This is a genomic window from Streptomyces sp. NPDC002809 (assembly GCF_040295435.1).
In the GTDB taxonomy this organism is placed as follows: Bacteria; Actinomycetota; Actinomycetes; order Streptomycetales; family Streptomycetaceae; genus Streptomyces.
Window position 1 is genome coordinate 23,710 of record NZ_JBEOVJ010000044.1, and the last position, 26,345, is coordinate 50,054.

At 71.3% G+C, this 26,345-nt stretch carries 30 protein-coding genes; 10 read left to right on the top strand and 20 right to left on the bottom strand.

Features of this window, described 5'->3' with window-relative positions:
* Positions 1-116: 116 nt before the first annotated feature.
* Complete coding sequence (locus tag ABT025_RS24240; protein ID WP_350998192.1) at positions 117-1,064, bottom strand: GlxA family transcriptional regulator; 948 nt, start codon at positions 1,062-1,064, stop codon at positions 117-119.
* Positions 1,065-1,160: 96 nt separating this feature from the next.
* On the opposite strand from ABT025_RS24240, the gene ABT025_RS24245 reads away from it, so the two are divergent.
* The 5 genes from ABT025_RS24245 (at position 1,161) to ABT025_RS24265 (ending at position 5,839) form a co-directional block, all read left to right on the top strand.
* Complete coding sequence (locus ABT025_RS24245; protein WP_350998195.1) at positions 1,161-2,192, top strand: saccharopine dehydrogenase family protein; 1,032 nt, start codon at positions 1,161-1,163, stop codon at positions 2,190-2,192.
* Positions 2,193-2,503: 311 nt separating this feature from the next.
* Positions 2,504-2,992 (top strand): MarR family winged helix-turn-helix transcriptional regulator, encoded by a 489-nt coding sequence (locus tag ABT025_RS24250; protein WP_350998290.1) that lies wholly within the window; start codon positions 2,504-2,506, stop codon positions 2,990-2,992.
* A 193-nt stretch (positions 2,993-3,185) separates the two neighbouring features.
* A complete protein-coding gene (locus ABT025_RS24255; protein WP_350998198.1) occupies positions 3,186-4,655 on the top strand; it encodes a DHA2 family efflux MFS transporter permease subunit in 1,470 nt (489 codons plus the stop codon).
* 70 nt (positions 4,656-4,725) lie between these two features.
* A complete protein-coding gene (locus tag ABT025_RS24260; protein WP_350998200.1) occupies positions 4,726-5,256 on the top strand; it encodes a pyridoxamine 5'-phosphate oxidase family protein in 531 nt (176 codons plus the stop codon).
* Positions 5,257-5,380: 124 nt separating this feature from the next.
* Positions 5,381-5,839, top strand: coding sequence for a DUF2199 domain-containing protein (locus tag ABT025_RS24265; protein ID WP_350998293.1), 459 nt, complete (start codon positions 5,381-5,383; stop codon positions 5,837-5,839).
* Between the two features lie 50 nt (positions 5,840-5,889).
* Here the strand turns inward: ABT025_RS24265 and ABT025_RS24270 are convergent, their stop codons facing one another.
* The 5 genes from ABT025_RS24270 to ABT025_RS24290 form a co-directional block, all read right to left on the bottom strand.
* Positions 5,890-6,495, bottom strand: coding sequence for a TetR family transcriptional regulator (locus tag ABT025_RS24270; RefSeq protein ID WP_350998296.1), 606 nt, complete (start codon positions 6,493-6,495; stop codon positions 5,890-5,892).
* A gap of 182 nt (positions 6,496-6,677) precedes the next feature.
* Positions 6,678-7,445 carry a TetR/AcrR family transcriptional regulator gene (locus ABT025_RS24275; protein WP_350998202.1) on the bottom strand — a complete coding sequence of 256 codons (768 nt, stop codon included), beginning with the start codon at positions 7,443-7,445 and terminating at the stop codon, positions 6,678-6,680.
* A 206-nt stretch (positions 7,446-7,651) separates the two neighbouring features.
* The gene (locus ABT025_RS24280) at positions 7,652-8,713 is read right to left on the bottom strand and encodes a phosphotransferase (protein ID WP_350998204.1); all 1,062 of its coding nucleotides are present in this window, start codon (positions 8,711-8,713) and stop codon (positions 7,652-7,654) included.
* 127 nt (positions 8,714-8,840) lie between these two features.
* Positions 8,841-9,575: an HAD family hydrolase gene (locus ABT025_RS24285; protein WP_350998207.1), complete on the bottom strand. Its 735-nt coding sequence runs from the start codon at positions 9,573-9,575 to the stop codon at positions 8,841-8,843.
* A gap of 134 nt (positions 9,576-9,709) precedes the next feature.
* Positions 9,710-10,582, bottom strand: a complete 873-nt coding sequence (locus tag ABT025_RS24290) for a FadR/GntR family transcriptional regulator (protein WP_350998209.1) — start codon at positions 10,580-10,582, stop codon at positions 9,710-9,712.
* Between the two features lie 232 nt (positions 10,583-10,814).
* Between ABT025_RS24290 and ABT025_RS24295 the strand changes: the two genes are divergently transcribed.
* Positions 10,815-10,988, top strand: coding sequence for a hypothetical protein (locus tag ABT025_RS24295; RefSeq protein ID WP_350998211.1), 174 nt, complete (start codon positions 10,815-10,817; stop codon positions 10,986-10,988).
* Positions 10,989-11,295: 307 nt separating this feature from the next.
* On the opposite strand, the gene ABT025_RS24300 is transcribed toward ABT025_RS24295, so the two are convergent.
* The 3 genes from ABT025_RS24300 to ABT025_RS24310 are packed head-to-tail and all read right to left on the bottom strand — an operon-like array spanning position 11,296 to position 14,269.
* Positions 11,296-12,549, bottom strand: coding sequence for a GNAT family N-acetyltransferase (locus ABT025_RS24300; protein WP_350998213.1), 1,254 nt, complete (start codon positions 12,547-12,549; stop codon positions 11,296-11,298).
* A gap of 54 nt (positions 12,550-12,603) precedes the next feature.
* Positions 12,604-13,596: an asparaginase gene (locus tag ABT025_RS24305; protein WP_350998216.1), complete on the bottom strand. Its 993-nt coding sequence runs from the start codon at positions 13,594-13,596 to the stop codon at positions 12,604-12,606.
* Positions 13,597-13,642: 46 nt separating this feature from the next.
* Positions 13,643-14,269 carry an RsiG family protein gene (locus ABT025_RS24310; protein WP_350998219.1) on the bottom strand — a complete coding sequence of 209 codons (627 nt, stop codon included), beginning with the start codon at positions 14,267-14,269 and terminating at the stop codon, positions 13,643-13,645.
* Positions 14,270-14,385: 116 nt separating this feature from the next.
* Between ABT025_RS24310 and dtd the strand changes: the two genes are divergently transcribed.
* Entirely contained in the window at positions 14,386-14,835 is a 450-nt protein-coding gene (gene dtd, locus ABT025_RS24315; RefSeq protein WP_350998222.1) for a D-aminoacyl-tRNA deacylase, read from the top strand.
* Between the two features lie 94 nt (positions 14,836-14,929).
* On the opposite strand, the gene ygfZ is transcribed toward dtd, so the two are convergent.
* From ygfZ to ABT025_RS24330, 3 genes are all read right to left on the bottom strand, one after another.
* Positions 14,930-15,895 carry a CAF17-like 4Fe-4S cluster assembly/insertion protein YgfZ gene (ygfZ, locus tag ABT025_RS24320; RefSeq protein ID WP_350998224.1) on the bottom strand — a complete coding sequence of 322 codons (966 nt, stop codon included), beginning with the start codon at positions 15,893-15,895 and terminating at the stop codon, positions 14,930-14,932.
* Between the two features lie 81 nt (positions 15,896-15,976).
* A complete protein-coding gene (locus tag ABT025_RS24325; protein WP_350998227.1) occupies positions 15,977-16,441 on the bottom strand; it encodes a Fur family transcriptional regulator in 465 nt (154 codons plus the stop codon).
* Positions 16,442-16,504: 63 nt separating this feature from the next.
* Positions 16,505-17,077, bottom strand: a complete 573-nt coding sequence (locus ABT025_RS24330) for a heme-binding beta-barrel domain-containing protein (RefSeq protein WP_350998230.1) — start codon at positions 17,075-17,077, stop codon at positions 16,505-16,507.
* 686 nt (positions 17,078-17,763) lie between these two features.
* On the opposite strand from ABT025_RS24330, the gene ABT025_RS24335 reads away from it, so the two are divergent.
* Positions 17,764-18,126 (top strand): DsrE family protein, encoded by a 363-nt coding sequence (locus tag ABT025_RS24335; RefSeq protein ID WP_326659397.1) that lies wholly within the window; start codon positions 17,764-17,766, stop codon positions 18,124-18,126.
* Between the two features lie 78 nt (positions 18,127-18,204).
* Here ABT025_RS24335 and ABT025_RS24340 read toward each other — a convergent pair whose 3' ends face one another.
* The 8 genes from ABT025_RS24340 to ABT025_RS24375 form a co-directional block, all read right to left on the bottom strand.
* The gene (locus ABT025_RS24340) at positions 18,205-18,570 is read right to left on the bottom strand and encodes a DUF3099 domain-containing protein (protein ID WP_350998233.1); all 366 of its coding nucleotides are present in this window, start codon (positions 18,568-18,570) and stop codon (positions 18,205-18,207) included.
* A 165-nt stretch (positions 18,571-18,735) separates the two neighbouring features.
* Positions 18,736-19,023, bottom strand: coding sequence for a DUF1416 domain-containing protein (locus tag ABT025_RS24345; RefSeq protein ID WP_018490348.1), 288 nt, complete (start codon positions 19,021-19,023; stop codon positions 18,736-18,738).
* Between the two features lie 50 nt (positions 19,024-19,073).
* Positions 19,074-19,919, bottom strand: a complete 846-nt coding sequence (locus ABT025_RS24350) for a sulfurtransferase (protein ID WP_350998237.1) — start codon at positions 19,917-19,919, stop codon at positions 19,074-19,076.
* 161 nt (positions 19,920-20,080) lie between these two features.
* Positions 20,081-20,188 carry a putative leader peptide gene (locus ABT025_RS24355; RefSeq protein WP_350998240.1) on the bottom strand — a complete coding sequence of 36 codons (108 nt, stop codon included), beginning with the start codon at positions 20,186-20,188 and terminating at the stop codon, positions 20,081-20,083.
* A gap of 366 nt (positions 20,189-20,554) precedes the next feature.
* Entirely contained in the window at positions 20,555-21,250 is a 696-nt protein-coding gene (locus tag ABT025_RS24360) for an LmeA family phospholipid-binding protein (RefSeq protein ID WP_350998242.1), read from the bottom strand.
* Between the two features lie 149 nt (positions 21,251-21,399).
* Positions 21,400-22,902: a hypothetical protein gene (locus ABT025_RS24365; protein ID WP_350998244.1), complete on the bottom strand. Its 1,503-nt coding sequence runs from the start codon at positions 22,900-22,902 to the stop codon at positions 21,400-21,402.
* 10 nt (positions 22,903-22,912) lie between these two features.
* Entirely contained in the window at positions 22,913-23,167 is a 255-nt protein-coding gene (locus ABT025_RS24370; RefSeq protein ID WP_350998245.1) for a MoaD/ThiS family protein, read from the bottom strand.
* A 53-nt stretch (positions 23,168-23,220) separates the two neighbouring features.
* Positions 23,221-24,096 (bottom strand): alpha/beta hydrolase family protein, encoded by an 876-nt coding sequence (locus ABT025_RS24375; RefSeq protein ID WP_350998248.1) that lies wholly within the window; start codon positions 24,094-24,096, stop codon positions 23,221-23,223.
* Positions 24,097-24,397: 301 nt separating this feature from the next.
* On the opposite strand from ABT025_RS24375, the gene ABT025_RS24380 reads away from it, so the two are divergent.
* A complete protein-coding gene (locus tag ABT025_RS24380; RefSeq protein WP_350998251.1) occupies positions 24,398-25,201 on the top strand; it encodes a response regulator transcription factor in 804 nt (267 codons plus the stop codon).
* A 24-nt stretch (positions 25,202-25,225) separates the two neighbouring features.
* Positions 25,226-26,272 (top strand): LacI family DNA-binding transcriptional regulator, encoded by a 1,047-nt coding sequence (locus ABT025_RS24385; protein WP_350998254.1) that lies wholly within the window; start codon positions 25,226-25,228, stop codon positions 26,270-26,272.
* Positions 26,273-26,345: the final 73 nt, after the last annotated feature.

Genomic DNA, 26,345 nt, shown 5'->3' on the forward strand with positions numbered 1-26,345 from the left:
CGTCCGCCACGACGTGGGCCGTCAGGCACGACGTAGGCCGTCCGCCACGACGTGGGCCGTCAGGCACGACGTAGGCCGTCCGCCACGACGTGGGCCTTCAGGCACGACGTGGGCCGTCAGGCAGGACGCGCGCTGCGGAACGCGCGCCGGTAGCTGTCGGGCGGGACGCCCACAGTCTTCTTGAACTGGCGCCGAAGCGTCGTGGCGGTCCCCATGCCGGTGGCCTGGGCAACCGCCTCGATGCTCTCGTCGGTGGCCTCCAGCAGCTCCTGGGCACGGCGTACGCGCTGGATCAGGAGCCACTGGATCGGCGTCTGCCCGAGCACCGACCGGAACTGCCGCCCGAGGTGACGCGGGCTCGTGTTCGCCTTCCGCGCCATGTCGGTCACGGACAGCGGCTGGTCGAGCCGCTGCTGGACCCAGGCGAGCAGCTGGGCGAGCGCGTGGTCGCCCGATGCCTGTACCGGCGTGGAAACGAACTGGGCCTGGCCGCCGGGCCGGTGGGGTTGCATGACGAGGCGGCGGGCCACCGAGTTGGCGACGGCCGCGCCGTGGTCGAGGTGGACCAGGTGCAGGCAGAGGTCCACCGCGGCGGCCTTGCCCGCGGACGTGAACACGCTGCCGTTGTCGGTGTACAGGACATCCGGGTCGACCTCGGCCAGCGGATGGCGGGCGCTCAGGTCGGCCGCGTGGGCCCAGTGCGTGGTGGCCCGCCGGCCGTCCAGCAGACCCGCGGCACCGAGCACGAACGCCCCGGTGCACAGCGAGGCGACCCGTGCGCCCGCCTCGTGCGCCGCGCGCACCGCCTCGACCAGCTCCGCCGGCGGCGGTACGTCGACGTCGGCGCACGCCGGCACGATCACGGTGTCCGCGGTCACCACCCGGTCCAGCCCCTGGTCCGGCTCGACCTTGAACGGGCCGACCTGCACCGGACCCGGCCCACAGAGCAGTACGTCGTACCAGCCCTCCGTCGCCTCGCGCGGCGGGTTGCCGAAGATCTCGTACGCCACCGCCAGTTCGAAGTGCAACAGGTCACCGGCCGTGAGCAGAGCGACAGTTGGCATGTCCGAAAGTGTACGCATGCTGTCGGTCCGGACCATCACGCCCGAGCACCGCCCACGCCGAGACTGGGGTCCTCACCACATCGAGAGCGGGGAACCATGGGTACAGCAGCTGCGGTAGTGGTCTACGGGGCGACGGGACACACCGGTCGCTTCATCGTCGCCGAGCTGCGCCGGCGCGGTTTCACCCCGGTCGTCTCCGGCCGGAACGCCGCCCGGCTGGAGGCGCTGGCGGCCGAGTGGGGCGACGTGGAGGCGCGGCCGGCCGGCGTGGACGACGCGGTGGCGCTGGACCGGGCCCTCGCCGGTGCGGCGGCCGTCATCAACTGCGCCGGACCCTTCGCGGTGACCGGAGGCCCGGTCGTCGAGGCCGCCCTGCGGGCGGGCATCCCGTACGTCGACGTCGCGGCGGAGATCGAGGCGAACGTCGCGATGTTCGCCGACCACACGGAGACGGCCCTGAAGTCGGGCATCCCGGTGGTGCCGGCGATGGCCTTCTACGGCGGTCTCGGCGACCTGCTGGTCACCGCGGCGATGGGCGAGTGGACGGCAGCGGACTCGGTGGATGTGGCGTACGGCCTGAGCAGTTGGCGTCCGACGGCCGGCACCCGGGAGGCGGGGCGGGTGTCCCACGACCGCCGTGCGGGCCGCCGGGTGCGGTTCGCGGACGGCGCGCTGCGCCACCACGACGACGAGGTGTCGCAGGAGGAGTGGGTCTTCCCCGGACCGCTGGGGCGGCGCGCCGTGATCGCGGAGTTCACCATGGCCGATGTCGTCACCGTCCCCAGCCACGTGAAGGTGCCCGAGGTCCGCACCCACATGTCCGTCGAGGCGGCGGGCGACCTGGCCGGGGAGGACACCCCGGCGCCGGAGGCGGTCGACGCGCTGGGCCGCTCGGACCAGACGTTCGTCGTCGACGTCCTGGTCCGCGCGGGCGGCGTCGAGCGCCGCGCCACGGCACGCGGTCAGGACATCTACGCGGTCACCGCGCCCCTGGCGGTGGAGGCCGTCGAGCGCATCCTGACCGGCCGCACGCGGACCACGGGCGTGGCCTCGGCCGGGGCGATGTTCGACGCGGCGGACTTCCTCCGCTCGCTGGCCCCGTACCTGTCGGCGGACCTTCCGGCCTGACCGGACCTCGTCTCGTGGGACGCTCCGTCACCGATGAAGGCGTCCGCCGGAAGGGCCCCGGAGAACTCTTCGGAATCGACGTCGTGCCCGTGGGAGGCGGTCTGCTCAAGGCCGAGGTCAGCGAGGGTTCCAAGGAGGCTCCGTCCGAGAACCGGCTGCTCGACGCCTGCACCGGCAGGCCGCCGGCCGGCATGACGGCTGCCGAGTCCGCCCGGCTCGGCAGCCCGCACGATCCGGAGCGAAGGCGGCACCCGCGGGACAAGTCCGCTTACGGACGATCCGCCACAGACCGAATTGTTACGCTGGCGGACATGACCGCCATGGCACCCACCCGCACCGCACCGGACCTCTCGTACCTCCTGGACCACACCAGCCATGTCCTGCGGACCCAGATGTCGGCAGCACTCGCCGAGATCGGGCTCACCGCACGCATGCACTGCGTACTGGTCCACGCCCTGGAGGAGGAGCGCACCCAGATCCAGCTCGCCGAGATCGGCGACATGGACAAGACCACGATGGTGGTGACGGTGGACGCACTGGAGAGCGCGGGCCTCGCCGAGCGCCGGCCGTCCAGCCGCGACCGGCGGGCGCGGATCATCGCCGTCACCGAGCAGGGCGCCGCACTCGCCGCGCAGAGCCAGGAGATCGTGGACCGGGTGCACGCGGAGGCCCTGAGCAGCCTCTCCCGCGGAGACCGGGACACCCTCCTGCGCGCCCTGAACCAGCTCGTCGGCGAGCACCTGGCCACCCCGGCCGAGAACCCGCGTCCGGTACGCCGGGCCCGTCAGAGCCAGAAGTAGAAGCCACAGCACACGCCACCGGGTCACGAGGCCCCCACACCTCGGGCCGCGAGGCCCCCGCACACGCCGGATCGCGGAGCCCCGTGGGCCCACCGGGCCGCGAGATCCCCGAAAAATAGAACCGAAAGAAATAGTCCGCAACAAAACCATCTGCTACGTTCTCTCTTGTCGAACCGACCGACAGGAGAGCCCGATGTCTGCCATCGCACGCACCGCCCCTGCCCACTCCCCCGCCCCCACCCCCGCCGGGTCCCGCTCGCGCCGCCTCGCCCTCGGCGTGATCGCCACCGGCCTGCTGATGACCGTGCTCGACGGCTCGATCGTGACGGTGGCGATGCCCACCATCCAGAACGACCTCGGGTTCACACCCGCCGGCCTCAGCTGGGTCGTCAACGCCTACCTGATCGCCTTCGGCGGCCTGCTGCTGCTCTGCGGCAGGCTCGGCGACCTCCTCGGGCGCAGACGGATGTTCCTGGCGGGCACCGCGGTCTTCACCGCCGCCTCCCTGCTCGCGGGGGCGGCCGGCTCCCCCGCCCTGCTGATCACCGCCCGCTTCCTCCAGGGCGCCGGCAGCGCCATGGCCTCCGCGGTCGGCCTGGGCATCCTCGTCACCCTCTTCACCGAGAGCCGCGAACGGGCCCGGGCCATCGCCGTGTTCAGCTTCACCGGCGCGGCAGGGGCCTCGATCGGCCAGGTACTGGGCGGGGTCCTCACCGACGCCCTCGGCTGGCACTGGATCTTCTTCATCAACCTGCCGATCGGCCTCGCGGTGCTCGTCGTCGCAGTGCGCGTGCTGCCCGCCGACCGCGGGCCCGGTCTCGCGGCCGGAGCGGACGCAATCGGCGCGTTCCTGGTCACCGCCGGAGTGATGCTGGGCATCTACTCCGTCGTGGAGGTCGAGTCGTACGGATGGCTTTCGGCGCACACGATCGGTCTGGGCGCTCTCGCACTGGTCCTGCTCGTCCTGTTCGTCGTCCGGCAGGCCACGGCCGCGGCCCCGCTCCTTCCCCTGCGGATCCTCCGGTCGCGCAGCGTCGCGGGCGCCAACCTGGTCCAGATCCTCATGGTGGCCGCGCTGTTCTCGTTCCAGATCCTGGTCGCGCTGTATCTGCAGCAGGTCCTCGGTTACGGCGCCACCGCAACCGGGCTCGCCATGCTGCCGGCGGCCGCGGTCATCGGCGCGGTGTCGCTCGGCGTCTCGGCCCGGCTGAGCGCACGGATCGGCGACCGCAACGTCCTGCTCCTGGGGCTGGTCCTGCTGATCGGGGTGCTCGGCCTCCTCACCCGGCTCCCCGTCCACGCGCACTACGTCACCGATCTGCTCCCGGTGATGTTCCTCGCCGCCGGATTCGGCCTCGCCCTCCCGACGCTGACCGCACTCGGCATGTCGGGAGCGAGCGAGAAGGACGCCGGGCTCGCCTCCGGGCTGTTCAACACCACGCAGCAGATCGGCATGGCCATGGGTGTAGCCGTCCTGTCCACGCTGGCGGCCTCCCGTACGGACACCCTGCTCGCCGACGGCAGCAGCAGGGCCGAGGCGCTGACCGGCGGCTACCACCTGGCCTTCGCCGTCGGTGCCGGACTGCTCGCCACCGCCCTCCTCGTCGCACTCGCGGTGCTCAGGCGACCGGACCGCGCGAGTGCCGCCGCCCACTCCGCCTGACCGCCCCCACCCCACCCAGCAGCAGCAACAGCAACAGCAACAGCAACAACATGAACTGGAGGACGGACCCATGACCACGAAGCCCGCCACCGCCACCCCCACCGGGAACGAACCACAGCCCGCCACCGACACCGGCCCCGGCACCGGCCCCGCACCCCGCGTGCTCACCGAGGCCGAACTCTCCCGGCTGCTCGGCGAGCAGCAGTTCGGAGTCCTCGCGAGCGTGCGGCGCACCGGGCACCCGCACCTGACGACGGTGCTCTACTCCTGGGACGCGAAAGAGCGCGTGGTACGCGTGTCCAGCACCGCCGACCGCCTCAAGCCGCGTCAGCTGCGGGCCGATCCGCACGCCGCGCTGCACGTCAACGGCCCAAACGTGTTCTCGTTCGCGGTCGCCGAGGGCGAGGCGGAGGTGTCCGATCCGGCCGCCGTGCCCGGTGACGCGGTCAGCCGCGAACTCCTCTCCCTGACACCCGGTTTCGATGACCCGGCGGCGGAGTCCGCCTTCCTGGCCCAGGTGGTCGCGGACCGGCGCGTGGTGATCCGGATCCGGGTCTCCCGGCTGTACGGAACGGCGCTGGACATCCCCGCCGCGGACTGAGAGCCGTCGGCGGGGTCCCACCGGGGCCATGTGCGCGACAAGCGGAGGCTCTAGGATCCGGCCCATGGCTACCGACCCCGGCTACACCTGCTCCCGCTGCGGCGAACACCACACGGAACTCCCCATGGGGTACTCGACCATGGCGCCCGACGTCTGGGACGCGAGCCTGGAGGGCGACCCCGACAGCATGCTCTCGACGGACCAGTGCATCGTCAGACACGAGCACTACTTCATCAAGGGCCTGATCGAGATACCCGTGATCGGCAGCCGGGAGCCGTTCTCCTGGGGTGTCTGGGTGTCCTTGAGCCGGGAGAACTTCGGCCGCGCCCTCGATGTTTGGGAGACCCCGGGCCGGGAGTCCGAGAAGCCGTACTTCGGTTGGCTCACCACCGAGTTGGGGCTCTACTCCCCCCGTACGACCAACCTCAAGACGAACGCGCACACCCGCCCGATCGGCCGGCGCCCGCTCATCGAGCTGGAGCCCACCGACCACCCGCTGGCCGTGGAGCAGCGCACCGGCATCACGTTCGACCGGGTCCGGGAGATAGCCGAAGCGGTGCAGCACGCCGACGAGGGCCGCTGACGGCGGACCGATACGCGGGTGCTGCGGGTGCTGCCGGCGCTGCCGGTGTCCTAGCTCCCGTCGCCCAGCCCCGACCGCAGTTGCGCGAATCCCTGCTCGGCCGCCGCGACCGCGTCCCCGTACACCTGGTCCGCGCTCCGGCCCTCGCTGATCCGCTGCCAGTTATCCATGGCCAGGATGCGCAGGACCGCGATGATCTGCCCCGCGGCCAGCCGGTCGGTCACCCTCTCGCCCAGGGCGCGGGCGAGAGCGGCCTCGGAGCGGCTCTGGTACGCGTAGAGCCGGGCCACCAGGGACGGTGTCCCGTACAACAGCCGGTGGAACGCCAGCACCTGCGGCACGTCGCAGAGGCCCGTGACCGGGTCGCGCGCCTCCAGGCCCTCCATGAAGTGACGCCGCAGCGCGTCCAGCGGGGACTCGTCGTCCGCCCGCCCGGCGACCACCCGCGCGGGCTCGTCCTCGTGATCGGCGAACCGGTGGAGGGCCAGGTCCTCCTTGGCGGGGAAGTAGCGGAACAGCGTCGGCTTGGAGATGTCCGCGGCGGCCGCGATCTCCGCCACCGAGACCTTGTCGAAGCCGCGCTCCAGGAACAACGAGATCGCGGCGTCGGAAACCGCCTGATACGTCAGCTGCTTCTTCCGCTCCCGCAGACTCATGGGCGTACGGGGGGAGGCCGGCGCGGTCGCGTCCCCGCCGGTCGTCGCGTCCGTCGCATCGGCTGCCGTACGGGGGCCGGGCTTCTCTCCGCTCATGACCATGAAGCGTACGCCCAGAGCCCCGGCCGGACTTGACGCCCGACGCCGTACCCACCCGTACCGGAATGCCCTGCTCCGCGCTTCTAGGCTCGGGATCCGATCAGTATGCCGACCCCATCCAGCACCCGTTCGAGACCGAACGCGAACTCATGGTCGGACTCGTCCGGCACCCGCATCCCGTCGTTCGCCATCAGCCGGGAGAACGCGGGATGACGCACTGGGTCCACCAGCCGGTTCAGCGTGCGGGCGTAGCCCTCCACGACCTCCTCCACCGACACGCCGCGGGACGCGACCGCGGCGCGGAGATCGCCCATCAGCAGCGCCTCGTTCCGCACGAAACCACTGACCAGAAGGATGACGGACATCTCGTCGCCCGCGTCCAGCCCGGTGCCTGCGAGCGCCTGAAGGCCCTGTTCCCACCAGGCGATCGAGTTCGGACTCGCGGGCGGTCCCGCGATGGGGATGCGGAGCATCCACAGGTTGGCGCGGAAGACCCTGCGCTGTGCCCGGGCCCACTGCGACAGCGCCTCACGCCAGCCGGACTCCTCCTCCAGGGCCGGCAGCGGGGGCGGCGGGCCCATGGCCGCCTCCTGCATGAGCACGTAGAGCTCGTCCTTGGCGGCCACGTACCGGTAGAGCGACATCGTGGAGACCCCGAGGTCCTTGGCGACCCGCCCCATGGACACCCCGCCGAGCCCCTCGGACGCAGCCACCGCCACCGCGGCGCCCACGATCCTGTCCAGACTCAGCCCGGGCCTGGGCCCCTTGACCGGCCGCGCCCGCAGTCCCCAGGCGGCCTCGATGCTGGCCGGCAGGCCCGTACCGCCCGGCGATCCGATCCCTTGCGTCACCCTGAACCCCAGCTTCCCTTGACGGCCGTCCCAGTAATGCGTACGCCTTACGGAGTAATGCGTATCACGTACACGAAGGAGCGTTCCAAGCCGTCCGCCCCACGCCGTCCGCCCACGCCGTCCGCCCACGCCACCCGCCCCGTGCCGTCGCGCCGTCGCGCCGTCGCGCCGTCCCCTCGGTGCCGCCACCTGCTGTGATCGAGGCTTCAGGGGGCAGGCGCGGTGACGGTGGGCGAGTGGGCCCGGAGCCACCGCACGTACGCCGCGATCACCTCGCGCACGCTCGGCTCGACCGTCAGCTCCAGGGGCCCGCGCGCGGCTTCCAGCGCCCCCTTGATCCGCCAGGCCAGCCGGGGCAACCGCTGCCAGTCCGGCCGCCCGTCGGCCCCCCTCAGCGCCAACGCGGCCCGGATCACGTCCGTGTACACCGATTGAGCCCGCTTGTACGCCAGCAGCACCGCAAGATCCGCGTCCCAGCCCTTGACGCACTCCGGACGCCGCCTCTCGACCACGCGCCGCCAGTCCCTGCCGACCCGGTCGGCCTCCTTCGCCGAGTAACGCATCAGGTGAAGGTGCGTGGCGAGGTCGTAGAGGGGGTCGCCGATCATGGCGAGTTCCCAGTCGATGGCCCACAGGTCGCCCGGGGCGTCGACGATGAAGTTGCGGCGGTGCAGATCCCCGTGGACGAGCGCGAAGGCGCGTTCCGTCAAGGATTCCGCCTCCCGCGCCAGCCCGCCCAGCGCCCCGTCCCGCACCCCCAGGTCCTCGAACAGGGCGCGGTACGGGGCGCCGTGCTCCCGGTACACCCGGTGTTCGGTGAAACGGAGCAGCCGTTTGAGGAATCCGCAGGAGTCCCCGTCCAGCGGCAGATCGGCGCCGTCGCACACCCGTTGCGCCGCGATGTCCCGCACGTCGAACGCGACCAGCTCTCCGAAGAGGTCGCCGAGTTGCCCACGATGCCGCTCGGACAGCGCCTTGCTCGGCAGTACGCCCTGCCCCAGCGTGCGGCCCTCGATGAAACCCTGGAGCAGGATCCCGCGCTCGACCTCGACGATCTCGGGAATGCGCGACACCCGCCCGGCGAGTGTCCGCAGCAGTTCCTCCTCCGACGCGAAGCACCGCCGGTCGAACCAGAGCAGACCCTTGCGGGGCTCGCGGAGTTTGTAGCGTCCGGCGCGTCCGGGCAGCGAGATCACATACGTCTCGTGGTGGTGGCCCTTGAGCGGGCCCTCGATCGACTGATCGGCGGCGGACAGCCCGGCTTCCATGTATCGATGCCTTCGGTGGTACGGAGTCCTGCCGGGAGACTACTGGCGCCGTCATTCGATACGGGCCGTGCCGCTCCGAAATCACCCGGCTCCGGGGAAGCCCGGCACAGCTCCCTCGTGGAATCGTTCAGCGCTGATCGGCGGAGGCGACATTCAGGGCGTCCGTGAGCGTCGCCAGTCGCCGCACGATCACCTCCGCCCCGGCCCCTGCCCCGGCACCGAGTGCCTCCAGTTTCCTGTCGTCGCTCGCGTACCCGATGAAGGGCATCCCGAGCGCCGAGGCAGCCCGGAGGTCGGCCGGCGAGTCCCCGATCATCAGGGCGTCGGCGGCGGCCAGTCCGGTCGGCTCCAACGCCCGGACGAGGCAGTCCGGATGCGGCTTCAGCAGCCAGGGGGCGGCGGGCGCCCGGCCGTGTATACGCGTGCCGAAGTGACCTGCCAGACCTTCCCTGCGCAGATAGTGCCTCACCGCGCCGGCGGAGTTGTTGGTCGTCACCGCCAGCCGGTATCCCGCCCGGTCCAGGTGCCCTATCAGAAGGGCGGCACCGGCGGTCGGTTCGGCGGTCGCCGCCGCTGTGACCTCCTCCTCCCCGAGCCGGCGTTCCAGTCGCTCGATCAGCTCGTCACCCAGGCCGGCTTCTGCCACGGCTATCAGGATGGCCAACGGATCTTCCTTGACCCCGTCCGCACTCACCAGCGCGGGATCGCCCCCGCCCGCAATCAGCTCTCCGGTCAGCGAGGCGGCGACCGTGTCGGCCCTGTGCCCGTGAAAGAGCCTGCACACCGGTCCGTCGAAGTCGAAGAACACGCACTTGGCGGAGGCGAAGAGGGCCTGCAACGCCGCCGGTTGCGGGTCGGTCACATCGCTCCGTCCGTCGGGAGGCAGAAGGTCGCCGAAGGCTTCCACCTTCCATACTGCCCTCGGACGCCGGTCACGACAGCGGACTCCGCCACACCGATCACCGGGGTTACGAGGACAATTCAGGGCACTCCGCGTCAGGCGTCCAGGACCACCGGGGTCGCGATCGTGGACCACAGGCTCTCGAACCATGCCGCGGACTGGGCCACGAACTGCTGATCCCGCACCCCGGCAGAACTTTCGAAGGGAAAGAGCGTCGAGAGAGCTCCCAGAGTGTCGAAGATCCGAGTGGGAGCCCCCTCGATCATTTCCTCGCGCTCCTCCACCGTGTAGTACGCGAACAACGCCTCCGCCCCGTTCAGCACGTACAGCTTCACCGGCGGCGTGAACGGCAGCGCCCGCATGGCCACGTCGATGCCCAGTTCGCTGGTGCTGCGCAGCGATTCGAGGTTCTGCCTCAGCGCCAGCCCCTGGAGGTTGCGGTTCCGCAGCCAGCGCTCGTGCACCGCTTTGTCGCCCTTCACGGGCTCCGCGCGACGCGGAAAGGCCAGGGCGATGTCGCGGGCGGGGAACAGCACCCGCAGCGTCACCGAGCTCGGCCTGAGACCTCCCGTCCTGATTCGCGTCAACGACTCGGCCATCGCCGACACGAGCGACTCCGCCGTCAGACAGAGCGCGTCGATGCGCACTTCGTCGTTCTCGAAGGCACTCAGCACCCTGGGTCCGAGCACCGCCGCCGTCTGCTGCGGCACCCGTATGCCGGGCCGGTTCGCGACCTTCGGCGGAGCCCCGCGGGTGACGCCGGTCAGCAGCCCGTCCCCCTGAAGGCGCTGAAGGGCCAGCCGGACGACGCCCCGGTCGACACCGAACTCGCCCGCCAGTACCGCCTGGGTGGGCAGGGAGTCGCCCGGCTTCAGCTCCCCGGTGTGCATGCGCGCCCGTAGCACCTTCGCCACGTCCTCGGGCGAGGGCTTACGGCTGCCGTTCATCGCTGTGCGCTCAGGAGTCACAACAGAACGCTACAACTTCTCACCATCGAGCGGGAGTTGTTGGAGAGTTGTTTATGAGATGGCACCAACTGGGAACAACTTGGGTAGTTGGTCGTAACGTTGCGGCGCCTACGGACCGCCACCCGAGAACCCAGCACCTTCCGCTCGCCCGTCCACCGTCGTACGGGTGTTGCTCGCGCATCGGCAGATTCCCCGAGCCTCTCCGCTCCCCACCTCCTGAGGAGGGACCGCCATGCCCTGGATCACCCTTGTCCTGGAACAATTCCTGCAGTGGAAACTCGGAGTCCTGGGAAGCGTGGGCTTCACTCTCACGGCAGTCGGGATCAAGTTCGGCAACGACAAGTGCCTGACCGTGGGAAGCGTGACCCTCGCGCTGCTGCTCTGCCCCATGCCTGACGGGCATTGACTCCTGCACGACGCAGCCGGGCGAACGGAGTTGTCCCTACGGGGCGGCGATCCGCGTCCGGGCCGGGGCGCGGACGCGAGCAGCCGTCGAACCGCTCAGCCACGGCGAAAGGGCCACGGTCTCCGACACCGGCCGGCGGCCACGGGGGAGCTCCCGCCCGTTCGCTCAGGAGGGCCGAACCGGCGGGAGCCGTCACCGGCCCGAGTGGCCGGGCGGCAGCTCCATGCGGCCGCGTTGGCGACCGACGACAACGCGGCGGATGTGCGTGCCGGACCCCGCGGGCCCGGCACGGTCCGAACGAGAGGCCCTAGAACACATCCGGGCACCAGGCCCGCCGCCCCGCCCGCAGCACCCCGTCCGCCCGGGCCGCCGCACCCGGGGTCAGTTCCTCGACGCGGCCCAGGGCGGCCAGGCGCAGGGGCGACTCGTCGCCGAGGTACAGCGTTCCCAACTCCCTGACGTCCATGGCCAGATCGGCCGAACGCGTCGTCGGGGTGCAGGTGGCGCCGTCCGGTGCGGCCTCCAGGTGGAAGCGGCCCGCGGTGAGGCCCGTCGTGTCGTGGATGTCCAGGACGAGCGAGCCGGGCACCGCGTAGGTGCGGGCCTCCAGGGCACGGACGACGTCCAGGACCCGCACCCACAGGTAGTCCGCCTGCGTCACCACGCGGGCGGCGCGCGGGTCCGGGAGGAGGAGCGGGAGCAGGTCGTCGGGGGCGCGGTGGCCGGTGCGGATCGTGGCGATCCAGTCGACCGAGCAGAGGAAGTGCCACAGGGCCCGCTCCGCCGCCGGGGTCACCGCGATCATGCTGCGCACCGTCGCCCGGTTCAGCGGCTGCTTGGCATCGCCCCAGTTGCCGTCGGCGCGGTAGACCAGCAGCCCGTCGACCGTGCCGTCGGCGCCGCGGTAGACGGCGTAGAAGGGCTCGGTCCAGTGGTCGTGCGGGAAGACCACCTCACCGGTGTTGAGATCCCACCAGCGTTCGCCGCGGCTCACCGCTCCGTGCCGGCTCGCCCGCAGCCGGTCGTGCAGGGCCGGGCCCAGCTTGCGCACCTCCGCCCCGTCCACCAGGTCGATCCGGCCGCCGTCCTCGGCCGACGGGACCCGGCGGTGCGGGTCGAGGCCCGTCCGGGGGACGTCGATCTCCCACTCGGTGGTCCAGGCGGCCGGGCCGAAGCCGTACCGTCCGTAGATCGGGTACTCGGCGGCGATCAGCGTGGCGGCCACGTCGCCGCGCTCCTTCGCCGCCGCCAGGTCCGTGGCCATCATCCGGGAGAGCAGCCCGCGGCGCCGGTGCGTCGGCGACACCGTGACGTTGGTGACCGCGTCCGTCGGCACCGTGGCACCACCGACGACGGTCAGCTCCTGCGCGAACGACCGGAACGTCGCCACGCACCGACCCTCGTCGAACACCCCCTGCGTGCGCGCCAGGTCCAGGTACGGCAACCGCCCCGTCACCTCCTCGTCCGACGGTGTCGGTGCGCGCAGGAAGCCGGTGTTCAGGGCGCGCAGCCAGTCAGGGAGCTCGGATTCGGTGATGGGGCGGGTGCCGAGGGTGCTCATCCGCCCCACGCTAGGCGGGAGGACCAGAGATGTCACCGGCTTTTCGGGCGGCCGTCAGAACGCCGCCCGGATCTCCCCGACCTCCGCGCTTCCGCCCAGCAGCGGCGCCCGGCCGATCCGCGACACCACCGGGGCGTCGACGCCGAGCAGACCCAGCGCACGGGCCAGCACCGGGCCGAGCGCCCGGGTCGAACCGTCGTCGATCTTGAAGGCCAGCGCCCGGCCGTCCGCCAGCGCCACCGCCTGGACGGCCTCCGCGCCCATCTTGGACAGCGTGCCAGGCACCTCCCGCATCAGCCAGGTGTCGGGCCGCCGGGTGCCGGCCACGTACTCGGGATGGGCGCGCATCGCGTCCGCCACCCGCCGCTCGGCCGTGCCCTCCTCCGCCGTGACGAACGTACGGAACGCCCGAGCGAGGCCCACCAGCGTGATCGCCATGAGCGGTGCCCCGCAGCCGTCCGTACCGACCGCTGCGACCGGCTCGCCCGCCGCGTCCTCGACGACCCGGTGGACCAGCTGCTGGAGCGGGTGCGCCGGGTCGAGGTAGGTGGCCGGGTCCCAGCCGTTGCGCACGCACACCGCGAGCATCGCCGCGTGCTTGCCGGAGCAGTTCATCGTGATCCGCTCCCGGACATGGCCCGCGGCGAGATACGTCTCCGCCTCGACCGGGTCCAGCGGCAGATCGGGCGGGGTCTGCAGATCGTCGGGCGACAGTCCGTGCTCGGTGAGCATCTTGCGTACGAGATCGAGGTGGAAACCCTCGCCCGAATGGCTCGCCGCGGCCAGCGCCAGCCGCTCCCCGGTCAGCTCCAGACCGGCCCGCAGCACCGCCGCGGCCTGCATCGGCTTGTTGGAGGAGCGCGGGAAGACCGGCGCCGCCGGATCACCCAGGGACAGCTCCACGCTGCCGTCCGCGGCCAGGACGACAAGGGACCCCCGGTGGTGCCCCTCGACGAAACCGGACCGGACGACCTCGGCCAGCACGGGAAGGCCGGGAACCGGGTCGGATATGCCGGACGGGGACGACGGGGCTGCGCTGGAGGTCATGGTGGCCTTCCGGGGACGGGCGGGACCCGCTCCCGGAAGGATCGCTTCAGGTGAGCAGGTCGTCTACTTGGGCTTCCCCGTCACGGTACCTGCGGGCGATCTCCGCACTGCAATCGTCCGCGGTGCGCTGGAGCCGGTACCGGCGCCGGGAAACCTGCTGTTCGTAGCGGACCAGGCGTCCCATGGCGGTGTGCAGCTCTTCGTCCGTCCGGGCGTCGAGGTCGGAGAGTTCGACCTCGGCGAGCGTCTCAGCCGCCAGCTGCCGGTACTCGTCGGTGCGCGGCGTGCTCAGCGTGACGTGCCGTGCGGAGGAGCGGTGCAGCGACGGGGTGTCCGTGAGGATCTCCGAGAGCCGGTCCACCACCGGGGACTCGGGGTCCCGCCGCCGTGCCAGCTCGGCCCGCAGGATGTCGATCCGCCCCTGGACGAGCCGCCGCACATAGCTGAGATCGGCCTCGTCACGCTGCGAGTCCCGCCGCAGCCCGCGCAGCTCGGGGAGGCGCAGAGCACCCAGATCGGGCGGGGGCGATGCCGCGGTCCCGTCCTCGGAGCCGTGTCCGGTCCGCTGCACGGGTGGGCGCATGGTGCTCGTACTCGTACCGGCCTTGCTGTTGACGCCGGGGCGCGCGACCGGCACTGCGCCCGGGGACTGCCCGGTTCCATGCATGCTCATGCTTGTGTCCATCCCCTCGACCGGTGCGTCGGCACACCGCCTCCGTGCATGGTGCCACTCCAAGGGGCCCTGTGGAGTTGCTCTGTACCCGTTCAGCCCAAGATAGGTTGGTCTGTATGCGTGCAGTGATACAGAGGGTGGACGGTGCGAGCGTCTCGGTGGCCGACGCCGGGGGCGACGGCGGCGGTTCGGCGATCGTCGGCGAAATCGTGGGCGAGGGGCTGTGTGTGCTGGTGGGAGTCACCCACGACGACACCGCGGAGAAGGCGGCCCAGCTCGCCCGCAAGCTCTGGTCGGTCCGCATCCTGGAGGGCGAGAAGTCCTGCTCCGATGTGAATGCACCGCTTCTGGTGATTTCGCAGTTCACTCTCTACGGGGACGCCCGGAAGGGCCGCCGGCCCACGTGGAACGCCGCGGCGCCCGGCGAGGTCGCCGAGCCGCTGGTGGACGAGGTCGTGGCGCAGCTGCGGGCGCTGGGTGCGCACGTGGAGACGGGCCGGTTCGGGGCGGACATGCGGGTCTCGCTCACGAACCACGGCCCGTTCACCGTCATCGTCGAGGTCTGAGCCGGCCGGCGGGCAGAAGCAGCCCGGCCGGCACGGCGGAAGCAGCCCGGCCGGGCTCGGCCGGAACAGCCCGGCCGGCACGGCGGAAACAGCCCTACGGCTCGACGACCGTCTCCTGGGCCGCCGCCGTGTCGCCGGCCATCAGTTCCGCGTCCACCGCCACGTTCCGCTTCACCAGGGCCAGGGCGATCGGCCCCAGCTCGTGGTGGCGGGCGGAGCTGGTGATGAAGCCCAGCTGACGGCCCTCGGCCCCGTCCGCGGCGAGCCGCACCGGCGTGCCGTGGCCGGGCAGCAGCACCTCGCTGCCGTCCAGGTGGAGGAAGACGAGGCGCCGAGGGGGCTTGCCGAGGTTCTGCACCCGCGCCACGGTTTCCTGGCCCCGGTAGCAGCCCTTCTGGAGGTGGACGGCGGTGCCGATCCAGCCCAGCTCGTGCGGGATGGTGCGGTGATCGGTCTCGAACCCGAGCCGCGGACGGTGGCCCTCGACGCGCAGCGCCTCGTAGGCCAGCACCCCGGCGGCCGGGCCGTGCGCCGCGGCGAACGCCTCCAGGCCGTCGCGGGGGAGGAAAAGATCGCGGCCGTACGACGTCTCCCGTACGGCGGCATCCTCCGGGACCTCGGCGATGGAACCGGCCGGCAAGTACACGACCGCGTAGTCCTCGGTGCGGTCGGCGACCTCCACCCGGTAGAAGAACTTCATCGACTCCAGATAGGCGATCAGCTCGCCCTGGGTGCCCGGCTCGACGTGCATCCACACGGTTTCGCCGTCGTCGACGAGATACAGGGCGTGCTCGATGTGCCCGTTCGCCGTGAGGACCAGGGCCTCGGTGGCCTGGCCCGGGGCGAGTTCGCTGACGTGCTGGGTGATCAGGAGGTGCAGCCACGCCAGCCGGTCGCTCCCGGTGACGGTGACGACCCCGCGGTGCGAGAGGTCGACGAGACCGGAACCGTCGGCGAGGGCGCGCTGCTCGCGGAACAGGTCGCCGTAGTGCGCGGCGACGCCTTCGTCGCTCCCCTCGGCGGGGACGGCGCCGGGCAGGGACAGCAGGGGGCTCTTCATGCGACCAGCGTACGACCCGGCCCGGTGCCGGGAGTGTCCGGCCGACCCCTGCAGCACACCGCGGGATCGGCCTGGCGCCCGTTACGGACCGGGGACCGGCTCCTGGGACGCCTCGGCGGCCCCGGCCGCCTTGGCCGCGCAGTCCGCGCAGCGGCCGAAGATCGCGAAGTGCTTCATGTCCGTCTCGAAGCCGAACGTGCCGCGCAGCTTCTCGGTGAACTCGGCGACGACGTCGACATCGGCCTCTATGACGCTCGTGCAGTCCCGGCAGACCAGATGGATGTGGTGGTGGCGGTCGGCCAGGTGATACGTCGGGGCGCCGTGGCCCAGATGGGCGTGGCTGACCAGATCCAGCTCCTCCAGGAGCTCCAGGGTCCGGTACACGGTGGAGATGTTCACACCGGACGCGGTGCGGCGCACCTCGGAAAGGATCTCGTCGGGCGTCGCGTGTTCCAGCGTGTCGACGGCTTCCAGGACAAGCTGCCGCTGCGGCGTCAGCCGGTACCCACGCTGCCGAAGATCGGTCTTCCAGTCGGTGCTCACCACAGGCTCCAGTGTAGGTCCGGGTGAAGGCATGGCCACGGCTGTCCGCCGGAACGAACCCGTGGGCTACTTGAAGAACGCGATGCCGTCGTCCGGGAGGTCACCGAGGCTCTTCGCCATCGCCGCGACCTCTTCCGGGGTGACGACCTTCTTCAGGTGCGCCGACATGTACGGCCTCAGCTCGACCTCCGGCGTGGACTTCTCGCCCACCCACATGAGGTCGCTCTTCACATAGCCGTAGAGCCGCTTGCCACCGTTGTACGGGCCGGAGGCCGCGGTCCGGGCCACCGCGTCGGTGACCAGGTCGATCTGCGGCTTCTGGTGGCCCAGCTCGCCGTACCAGATCTCGATGACGCCCTGGTCGCGGACCATGACGACCTCGACCTTGCGGTCCTTGTCGATCCGCCAGTAGCCGGACTCCGACTCGAGCGGCCGGACCTTGTTCCCCTCGGCGTCGAGCACCCAGGAGTGCGAGGTGTACTCCAGGAAGTCCCGGCCGTCGTGGCTGAAGGAGACCTCCTGGCCGAAGTTGCACTTCTCGGCACCGGGGAAGTCGGACACGCCCGCACCCGCCCAGTTACCCAGGAGGAAGGCCAGCGGGACGAGGTCCGGGTGAAGGTCGGACGGGATCTCGATCATGAGCGGCTCAGACGATCTGTGAGGCGGGAGGCGGGGACGCCGGGAACGGGAAAGGGGTTAGCGCTGACCCTGGTACAGCTTCTTCACGGTCAGACCGGCGAAAGCGAGAACGCCGACGCAGACCAGGACCAGCAGGGCGGAGAAGAATGCCTCAAGCACGGGGGCTCCTTGAACGAGCGGTATGGCGGCAGTACAGGGCCGGGCCCCAGCCTAATGGGTGGGGTCCCGGCCCGCCGGTTCGGGGCTTGCCGCGGGGCGGCTCGGCCCAGCAGCTGATTCTGCGGGATCAGGGTCCGGTGGAAGGGGACGCGTGGTGCTCCCCACCGCCCTTGCGGGCCTGGACGACCAGGCGATGGTGTCGCCCGCGATCAGACAGACCTGCCGGACCTGGGCGGCGCCGCAGGGCTTCGGCTCGCTGAACACGTAGGCCGTGGTGTCCGGCACCTGCCCGCCGCCCGGCCTGGACTCGTCGAAGACCCCGTCCGGTCCGCACCGACCGGCGGATCACCGGCCGGGAGCTCTCGGGAGCTCTTGCGAACGGAAGCGGGCCCGGGAACGGGCCCGGTGTCTTTCGGGTTCGAAACGGGTCCCCCACGAGGGCTGAGGCGCAGAATCCGCTGTTTGCACCCGCCACTGACCCGCCGGGTCCCAACGAGGTTGCGCGGCCGAGGATTACAGTTCTGCACATGCCGAAGAAGCTCGTGATCAAGGTGACCGCAGGTGCCGACTCCGCCGAGCGCTGTTCGCAGGCGTTCACCGTGGCGGCGGTCGCCGTCGCCAGTGGTGTGGAGGTCTCGCTCTGGCTGACCGGGGAGTCCGCCTGGTTCGCGCTGCCGGGGCGCGCCGCGGAGTTCGAACTCCCGCACGCGGCGCCGCTGCCGGACCTGATCGAGTCGATCCAGGCGGGCGGGCAGATCACGCTCTGCACCCAGTGCGCGGCCCGCCGCGACATCACCGAGCAGGACGTCCTGGAGGGCGTACGGATCGCCGGCGCGCAGGTCTTCGTCAGCGAGATCATGGCCGACGGCGTCCAGGCCCTCGTCTACTGAAACGGCTGAGGCGGGCTGAGGCGGCTGGGGCGGGCTGAGGCGGCTCAAGCAGCTGAAGCGCCCGAGTCCGCCGCTCGCTCACCCGCGGCGCTTCTTCCGGCCGTCGAGCTCGTCCCACCACGCGTCGGACTCCGGATCACCGGTGGGTCCTGTGGGTCCTGTGGGTCCTGTGGGCCCACTGGTTCCGCCAGGCCCGTCCTTGCCGGATCGGGGCATCGGCCGGGACGGAGGCCGGGACCCCGGGGCGGGCTCGTCCCACCAGCGGTCCTCGGGACCCTTCCGGTTGGCGACCATCGCCGCGACGGGCGGTATGACCATCGCGACCACGCACATCGCGATGGCGGCCGGCATCGACCAGAGCCTCACGAAGGCCCAGGCCGAGACGAAGAGGACGAGGCATCCGCCCATCATCAGGAAGTAGGCGCGCCGGCGTCGGCGGTACATGAATCCAGGGTAGGCCCGATCCGCCCGCCCGGCCGCTCCTGGATCGCGCAGGCTTCCGTCCGGGCGGCACGAAGGGCCGTACCCCGGTTTCAGGAAGCGTCCAACCCTCTGGGGTACGGCCCTCCGGCCGGTCATCCGCAGAGCCGCGCGGGCTCCTGGCGGTACCTAGACGGCGATGGCCACCTCGGAGAGGCCGCCCGTCTGCGCGACGACCGTGCGGTCGGCGCTGCCGCCCGGGACCAGGGCGCGCAGCGTCCAGGTGCCCTCGGCCGCGTAGAAACGGAACTGTCCGGTCGCCGAGGTCGGGACCTCGGCGGTGAACTCGCCGGTCGAGTCCAGCAGGCGGACGTAGCCGGTGACGGGCTCGCCGTCGCGGGTCACGCTGCCCTGGATGGTGGTCTCACCGGGCTTGATCGTCGAAGCGTCGGGGCCGCCGGCCTTTGCTCCACACATGGCGTTCTGTCCTTCGGGTCGGGGGTCGTGCTGGTCCGGGTCGTGCGGAGTTACTTGTTGGCGCCGAGCTCGATCGGCACGCCCACGAGGGAGCCGTACTCGGTCCACGAGCCGTCGTAGTTCTTGACGTTCTCCTGGCCGAGCAGCTGGTGCAGCACGAACCAGGTGAGCGCGGAGCGCTCACCGATGCGGCAGTAGGCGATGGTGTCCTTCGCCAGGTCGACCTGCTCGTCCTCGTAGAGGGCCTTGAGCTCGTCGTCCGACTTGAAGGTGCCGTCGTCGTTGGCGTTCTTCGACCACGGGATGTTGCGGGCGCTCGGCACGTGGCCGGGACGCTGCGACTGCTCCTGCGGGAGGTGCGCCGGGGCGAGCAGCTTGCCGCTGAACTCGTCGGGCGACCGCACGTCGACCAGGTTCTGGGTGCCGATGGCCTTCACGACGTCGTCGCGGTAGGCGCGGATCGTCTCGTCCTGCGGCTGGGCCTTGTACTGCGCGGCCGGGCGGGACGGGATCTGGTCGCCGTCGACCAGGTCGCGGGAGTCGAGCTCCCACTTCTTGCGGCCGCCGTCGAGCAGGCGGACGTCCTGGTGACCGTAGAGCTTGAAGTACCAGAACGCGTAGGACGCGAACCAGTTGTTGTTGCCGCCGTACAGGACGACCGTGGTGTCGTTGCCGATGCCCTTGTTCGACAGCAGCTCCTCGAAGCCGGCCTGGTCGATGAAGTCACGGCGGACCGGGTCCTGGAGGTCCTTGGTCCAGTCGATCCGGATCGCGTTCTTGATGTGGTTCTTCTCGTACGCGGAGGTGTCCTCGTCGACCTCGACGATGGCAACCTTCGGGTCGTCGATGTGGGCCTCGACCCAGTCGGCGTCTACCAGGACGTCACTGCGGCTCATTCTGTTCTCCTCCGGGGCAGTCTGCGGCGGGATGCTGCGAGGTGGTGCGGGACGGTGCGTGATGCGGATGTACGCGGCACGGGCCGGTGCACGGGCGTCAGGCGGGATGGCCCCGACGAGCGGTCGAGGGGCCGGGAATGCGGGAAATCGACGGATCCCGCTCAGACAGTGCGACAGAGCATGGCGGCGACGCGGCACAGGTCCACTGCCCGCCGCTTCGTGAGATCCGCCTGTCCCCACTGTCGGAGACCGCTAATAGAGCACTGCATGGGACCGATCGTAGGGACGTACGGGCGGACATGTCACCGTTGTGTCGCATATTGAGACACGATCGTCCGGAGTGTGAGACAGAAGCGGGAATGCGAGCGTCGCGGGTCCGTCACCAGGGACGCCGAGCCGGTCGGACATCTACGGAACGGACTCCGGCGTCTCAATATGTGGAGAAGCGGTCCGGACTGGCCGCGCGGTCCATGCGGTCCGGGCCGCCCGTGCAGTCCGTGCAACACGGAAGGGCCATGCGGTCCGGACGGGCCGGGCGGTCCGTGGGGTGCGATCCGTGCCCGCCCGTGCGGGCCGTGCGAGCCGTGCGAGCCGTGCGGGAGGACATAGCGCTGCCTACCCGGCTTCGGCGGGTGTTATCCGGCGAGGCGTACGTCGGTGCCCGTCACGGAGATCTCCAGTCCGTCGGCGGTCGGCTGGATCTTCTCCAGTTTCAGGCCGTTCGGCAGCTTGCCGACCTCGCGCTCGAAGTCGGTCTTCTCGCGTACGAGCCCCTCGAGGCCGGGGATGCCCTCGCCCGGCACCTTGTCCGCGTGCACCCGCACGGTGTGGCCGCCGACCAGGGTGACGGTGGACAGGACGCTGCGCGAGATCGTCCGGCCGATGCCGGGGATTTCGACCGCGCCGGTCACCTTCACCTTGCCGTTGCCGCCGTACTCGACGGCGACACCGTCGGAGGCGGCCTTGGTGAGGTCCGCGTACGAGATGACGGCCGTCCCGGAGGCACGGGCGGCCGTGGCGCCGGAGAAGCCGTCGGTCAGCCGCACCTGGTGCAGCTCCGCGTCCATCGTGCTGATCCGCAGTGCGCGGCCGCCCGCGGTCGCCTCGATTCCGGTGACCTTCACGTCGACCTCGTCGAGTTCCGATCCGGCGACCTGAGTCAGGAACGGGAAGCCCTTGATGGAGACGTCCGTGGACCCGGTCCGCGCCCCGGAGACCACCACCCGGTCCTCGACCTCCGACTCGGCGAAATACACCGCCGCGCGGTCCACGGCGATGAACACACCCGCCAGAACCACCACGACGATCAGCAGTATTCGCAGTGCACGCATGCCTGTCCTCCCCCGCGCCACGCCCATTCGGACCTCTGGCGCCCGTGAGCCTACTGCTGCCGCACGCCACGCCCCGGGTGATCGACGAGCGGAAGCCCCCCAACGGTTCCCCGCGGAGGGCTTCGGCATGCCGGGTGGCGCGGTACGGATTACGCGAGCACACGCCCGATCAGATAGACGGCGGGGGCGGCCGCGGTGAGGGGCAGCGCCACTCCCGCGGTCATGTGCACGAAGCGTGACGGGTAGTCATAGCTCGCCACCCGCAGCCCGATCAGCGCACAGCCGCCGGCCGCGAGGCCGAGCAGCGCGCCCTTGGCCCCCAGGTCGGTGACGGCGCCCGCCACCGCACCGGCACCCGCCGCGACGACGAGCGCCGCCACGACCGAGGCCGGTCCGGGCACCGGCAGCGCCCGGACGAGCACGGCTGCGGCGACGGCCACGCCGCCGACCGTCACGGCGTCCGGAACGGCCGCGAGGTGTCCGGCCGCGAGGACCGCGAGCGCGGCCGAGGCGACCGTGGCCATCAGCCCCTGCATCCGCTCGTCGGCACCGGCCCGGCTGCGCAGCTGGAGCACGACGGTGAGGAGCACCCAGATTCCGAGGGTGCCCAGGATCGCGGCCGGACCGTTCTCCCGGCCGGCCGCGAGCAGTGCCACATCGGCGACGAGACCGCCGGCGAAGGCGAGCGCGATGCCCTGCCGGGCCGGCCACATGCCGTTGAGCCGGAACCATCCCGCCGCGGTCACGGCCTGGAGCAGCACCAGCGGGACGACCAGGGCGTACGGGCCGACGGCCGCGCCGAGCGCGAGGAGCAGTCCGAGTCCCGCGGTGATCGCGGCCGGCTGCATACCCGGCGCGATGATCGGCGAACGGCCCTCCGCGCGGGCGCGCTGGGCGTCGGTGATGCGGCTGTTGCCGAGGGTGGTCGGCGCGCTGTAGCCGTCCTCGCCCTCGCCCTGCGGGGCGGCAGCAGGGGCCGGGGCGGGCGCGGGCCGGGCCTCGGGGGGCAGCGGGTACGAGCCGGAAGCGCCCAGCGGCGGCATGTACGTGGTGTCGTCGGCGGCGGCCTGCACCGGGGGCGTCGGCTGGACTGGCTGCGCGAGCTGGACGGGCTGCGCCGGCTGGATCGTCGGCTGGTACTGGGTGTCCCAGGTCTGGCCCTCCCAGGTCTGGGCGACCCCCTGGTCACCGGCCGGCCATCCGGCACCGGGCTCCGGCTGAGGGGCCTGCGGGACGGACCGGCCCTGCTGCACGTACGGGGCGGACTGCTGGGGCGCGTGCGCGTCGTACGCGCCCTGCTGCGCCTCGTACGGTGCCGCAGCCGCATCACCCCCGTAAGGCGCCTGCTGCCCGTAGGAGGAGTCCGCATAGCCCTGGTTCGCATGGCCCTGGTCCGCGTAACCCTGGTTCGCATGGCCCTGGTCCGCGTAACCCTGGTTCGCATGGCCCTGGTCCGCGTAGCCCTGGTCCGCATAGCCCTGGTCTGCATAACCCTGCTCGGGGTACGCCTGACCGCCGTACGACGGGTCCCCGTACGGCTGCTGCTGTCCGTACGACGGCTGCTGTCCGTACGACGGCGGCGGCTCCTGCCCGTACGGATACTGCGGATGCTGTTGCTGCGGGTACGGCTGCTGCTGATCGCTGCTGCTCATGTTCTGCGGTTCACCCTCCTGCGAACGGCGGGAGCACCTCGACCGTGCCGCCCTCGGCAAGGCGTACGGTCTCATGGCTGCGGGTCCCGACGGGGTCACCGTCGATGAGGAACGAACACCTTTGCAGTACGCGGCTCAGCTCACCGGGGTGCCTCTCGCGCACCGCGTCGAGCGCCTCTTCGAGTGTCGCGGCGGCGTACGGCTCCTCCGCGGTTCCGGCCGCGGCCTTGGCGGCAGCCCAGTAGCGGATCGTTCCCGCAGGCATGGCGGCGCTCCTCTCGTCTCGCGTCAGCTCACGCATCGGCTGTCCATCATGGTTCACCGCGTCATCGCCCAGTCGGCGATGCGGGTGAGCAAGGTCTCGTCCGCCGCGTTCTCCGCGTGGCCCATGCCATGCTCCAGCCACAGGTCGGCGCCGCCGCCCGCCGCGTCCGCGAGCATCCGCGGGTGGTCGAGCGGGAAGTACGGGTCCTGGTCGCCGTGCACGATCAGCAGTGGGGCCGGGGCGATCAGCCGGGCGGCCTCGACCGGGGAGAGCGGGACCGGGTCCCAGTCCTTGCGGTCGATCCGGGTGCGGAAGCCGTACCGCCCGACCAGCCGGCCGGTGGGGCGGGTGACCATCCAGTGCAGTCGTCGCATCGGGGCGGTCCCCCGGTAGTACCAGCGCGCCGGAGCACTCACGGACACCACCGCATCCGCGTGCGCCTCCCCACGCGCTTCCGTGCGCCCCTCGCCCTCCCCCTCCGCGCCCGGAGCCGTATACAGCGCCCCGTGCCGGAGCACCACGGAACCGCCCATCGAGAACCCGGCCGTAACGACCCGCGTGTGCCCGAGCGACCGCGCCCAGGCCACCGCCGCGGCCAGATCCAGCACCTCGCGGTCGCCCACCGTGGACCTTCCGCCGGAGCGCCCGTGCCCACGGAACGAGAACGTGACCACCGCCGCACGCTGCGAGAACACCTCCGCGGCCCGCCGCACCGCCGGGCGGTCCGCCGAACCGGTGAATCCGTGCGCGACGACGATCGCGGTGCCGGCGCCGCCGGCCCCCGCGCCCGTACCGGCACCGGCCGTACACGGCTCGTACACCGCCTCGACAAGGACCCCGTCATCGGTCGGCAATGTGGTGCGCAGCGGACCGCGCGTGATCAAGGGAACAGAGGAACTCCGAAATCGCCCCTCGGAGACAGAAGTCATGTGGGCTATTCTGCTGGGAAGAGGATCCGGGCAAAGCAGCCCCCGGGTCCTTTTGTGCTTTCCGCGTGTTGTTACGACGACGTTTCGACAAGCTCAGCGGTCCTGGGTGCGGGTCGCACTTGTAAGACCCGTATGACGAAACGTCGTACGACCAAGCACGAATAAGCGTACGAAGCAGTGCCGAATACTCCCCCGGGTCCGACCCGGGAGTGCCCCTCTCGCAGGGAACGAGGAGGACCGACGTAATGGGCGAGCCAACCGTGCACGATCATCGACCGACGACCCAGGCAGGTGGGCGGCGATGAGTTCACTGCTGCTCCTGACGAATGCCCTCCAACCGTCGACGGAGGTGCTTCCCGCCCTCGGCCTCCTGCTGCACAGCGTGCGGGTGGCCCCTGCCGAAGGCCCCGCCCTCGTCGACACCCCCGGTGCCGACGTCATCCTCGTCGACGGACGGCGCGACCTGCCGCAGGTCCGCTCCCTCTGTCAGCTGCTGCGGTCCACCGGACCCGGCTGTCCGCTGATCCTCGTCGTCACGGAGGGCGGCCTCGCGGCCGTCACCGCGGACTGGGGCATCGACGACGTACTGCTGGACACGGCGGGCCCCGCCGAGGTCGAGGCACGCCTGCGGCTGGCCACCGGCCGGCAGCAGATCACCGCCGACGACTCCCCGATGGAGATCCGCAACGGTGATCTCTCGGTGGACGAGGCGACATACAGCGCGAAGCTCAAGGGCCGGGTCCTGGACCTGACCTTCAAGGAATTCGAACTGCTCAAGTACCTGGCGCAGCACCCGGGCCGGGTCTTCACCCGCGCCCAGCTGCTCCAGGAGGTCTGGGGCTACGACTACTTCGGCGGTACGCGGACGGTCGACGTCCACGTACGGCGGCTGCGCGCCAAGCTCGGCCCCGAGCACGAGTCGCTCATCGGCACCGTCCGCAACGTGGGCTACCGCTTCGTCGCGCCGGAGAAGGTGGAGCGGGCCGCCGCCGAGGAGGCCAAGGCGGCAGCCGCGAAGGCGACCGCCGAAACTCTCACCCGTTCGGAGCAGCCGGAGGTAGCGGAGGTCACGGAAGAAGCCCCGGTCCGGCCTGCCGGGAAGTAGTTCCATCCGCGTAGACTGCCGCGCGTGGCCAAGGTGACGCGGGACGATGTGGCGAGACTGGCGGGGACGTCGACCGCAGTGGTCAGTTACGTCATCAACAACGGACCCCGGCCGGTCGCCCCGGCCACGCGCGAGCGGGTGCTCGCCGCGATCAAGGAGCTGGGCTACCGGCCCGACCGGGTCGCGCAGGCGATGGCCTCGCGGCGGACCGATCTCATAGGAATGATCGTGCCGGACGCGCGGCAGCCGTTCTTCGCGGAGATGGCGCACGCGGTCGAACAGGCCGCCGCCGAGCGCGGAAAAATGGTGCTCGTCGGCAACTCCGACTACCGGGACGAGCGCGAGGTCCACTATCTGCGGGCCTTCCTCGGCATGCGGGTCTCCGGGCTGATCCTGGTCAGCCAGGGTCCCAGCGAGCGCGCGGCGGCGGAGATAGAGGCGTGGGACGCCCGGGTCGTGCTGCTGCACGAGCGGCCCGAGGCGATCGACGACGTCGCGGTCGTCACGGACGACGTCGGCGGCGCCCAGCTCGCCACCCGTCACCTGCTGGAGCACGGCAACGAGTACGTGGCGTGCCTCGGCGGCATGGAGTCGACCCCGGCGGTCGGCGACCCGGTCGCCGACCACGTCGAGGGCTGGCGCCGGGCGATGCACGAGTCGGGACGCTCGACGGAGGGCCGTCTCTTCCAGGCCCCGTACAACCGTTACGACGCCTACCAGGTGGCGCTGGGCCTCCTCGCGGGCCCCGACCGCCCGCCGGCGATCTTCTGCACGACGGACGACCAGGCCATCGGGGTGCTGCGAGCCGCGCGCGAGCTGCGGATCGACGTGCCCGGTGAGCTCGCGGTGGCGGGCTTCGACGACGTGAAGGAAGCCGGACTGACCGATCCGCCGCTGACGACGGTCTTCTCGGACCGCCCGGCGATGGCGCGGGCCGCGGTCGACCTGGTGCTCGACGACTCGCTGCGGGTGTCGGGCTCGCGGCGGGAGCGCCTGAAGCAGTTCCCCTCGGCGCTGGTGGTCCGGCGCTCGTGCGGCTGCGGGGAGCCGCCGGCTGCGCAGCGCGGCTGAGTTCCTGCCTGCGCCTGCCTGCTGGCGCCTGGCGGCGCGGACACTGCCAGAAAGCGCTGAGAAGGGCCGGAAG

Bases quoted from the DNA above. Each gene is read 5' to 3' on its own strand.
- ABT025_RS24240 (WP_350998192.1), bottom strand. From the start codon at position 1,064: ATGCCAACTGTCGCTCTGCTCACGGCCGGTGACCTGTTGCACTTCGAA.
- ABT025_RS24245 (WP_350998195.1), top strand. From the start codon at position 1,161: ATGGGTACAGCAGCTGCGGTAGTGGTCTACGGGGCGACGGGACACACC.
- ABT025_RS24250 (WP_350998290.1), top strand. From the start codon at position 2,504: ATGACCGCCATGGCACCCACCCGCACCGCACCGGACCTCTCGTACCTC.
- ABT025_RS24255 (WP_350998198.1), top strand. From the start codon at position 3,186: ATGTCTGCCATCGCACGCACCGCCCCTGCCCACTCCCCCGCCCCCACC.
- ABT025_RS24260 (WP_350998200.1), top strand. From the start codon at position 4,726: ATGACCACGAAGCCCGCCACCGCCACCCCCACCGGGAACGAACCACAG.
- ABT025_RS24265 (WP_350998293.1), top strand. From the start codon at position 5,381: ATGGGGTACTCGACCATGGCGCCCGACGTCTGGGACGCGAGCCTGGAG.
- ABT025_RS24270 (WP_350998296.1), bottom strand. From the start codon at position 6,495: ATGAGTCTGCGGGAGCGGAAGAAGCAGCTGACGTATCAGGCGGTTTCC.
- ABT025_RS24280 (WP_350998204.1), bottom strand. From the start codon at position 8,713: ATGGAAGCCGGGCTGTCCGCCGCCGATCAGTCGATCGAGGGCCCGCTC.
- ABT025_RS24295 (WP_350998211.1), top strand. From the start codon at position 10,815: ATGCCCTGGATCACCCTTGTCCTGGAACAATTCCTGCAGTGGAAACTC.
- ABT025_RS24300 (WP_350998213.1), bottom strand. From the start codon at position 12,549: ATGAGCACCCTCGGCACCCGCCCCATCACCGAATCCGAGCTCCCTGAC.
- ABT025_RS24305 (WP_350998216.1), bottom strand. From the start codon at position 13,596: ATGACCTCCAGCGCAGCCCCGTCGTCCCCGTCCGGCATATCCGACCCG.
- ABT025_RS24310 (WP_350998219.1), bottom strand. From the start codon at position 14,269: ATGAGCATGCATGGAACCGGGCAGTCCCCGGGCGCAGTGCCGGTCGCG.
- dtd (WP_350998222.1), top strand. From the start codon at position 14,386: ATGCGTGCAGTGATACAGAGGGTGGACGGTGCGAGCGTCTCGGTGGCC.
- ygfZ (WP_350998224.1), bottom strand. From the start codon at position 15,895: ATGAAGAGCCCCCTGCTGTCCCTGCCCGGCGCCGTCCCCGCCGAGGGG.
- ABT025_RS24330 (WP_350998230.1), bottom strand. From the start codon at position 17,077: ATGATCGAGATCCCGTCCGACCTTCACCCGGACCTCGTCCCGCTGGCC.
- ABT025_RS24335 (WP_326659397.1), top strand. From the start codon at position 17,764: ATGCCGAAGAAGCTCGTGATCAAGGTGACCGCAGGTGCCGACTCCGCC.
- ABT025_RS24340 (WP_350998233.1), bottom strand. From the start codon at position 18,570: ATGTACCGCCGACGCCGGCGCGCCTACTTCCTGATGATGGGCGGATGC.
- ABT025_RS24345 (WP_018490348.1), bottom strand. From the start codon at position 19,023: ATGTGTGGAGCAAAGGCCGGCGGCCCCGACGCTTCGACGATCAAGCCC.
- ABT025_RS24350 (WP_350998237.1), bottom strand. From the start codon at position 19,919: ATGAGCCGCAGTGACGTCCTGGTAGACGCCGACTGGGTCGAGGCCCAC.
- ABT025_RS24355 (WP_350998240.1), bottom strand. From the start codon at position 20,188: ATGCAGTGCTCTATTAGCGGTCTCCGACAGTGGGGACAGGCGGATCTC.
- ABT025_RS24360 (WP_350998242.1), bottom strand. From the start codon at position 21,250: ATGCGTGCACTGCGAATACTGCTGATCGTCGTGGTGGTTCTGGCGGGT.
- ABT025_RS24365 (WP_350998244.1), bottom strand. From the start codon at position 22,902: ATGAGCAGCAGCGATCAGCAGCAGCCGTACCCGCAGCAACAGCATCCG.
- ABT025_RS24370 (WP_350998245.1), bottom strand. From the start codon at position 23,167: ATGCCTGCGGGAACGATCCGCTACTGGGCTGCCGCCAAGGCCGCGGCC.
- ABT025_RS24375 (WP_350998248.1), bottom strand. From the start codon at position 24,096: ATGACTTCTGTCTCCGAGGGGCGATTTCGGAGTTCCTCTGTTCCCTTG.
- ABT025_RS24380 (WP_350998251.1), top strand. From the start codon at position 24,398: ATGAGTTCACTGCTGCTCCTGACGAATGCCCTCCAACCGTCGACGGAG.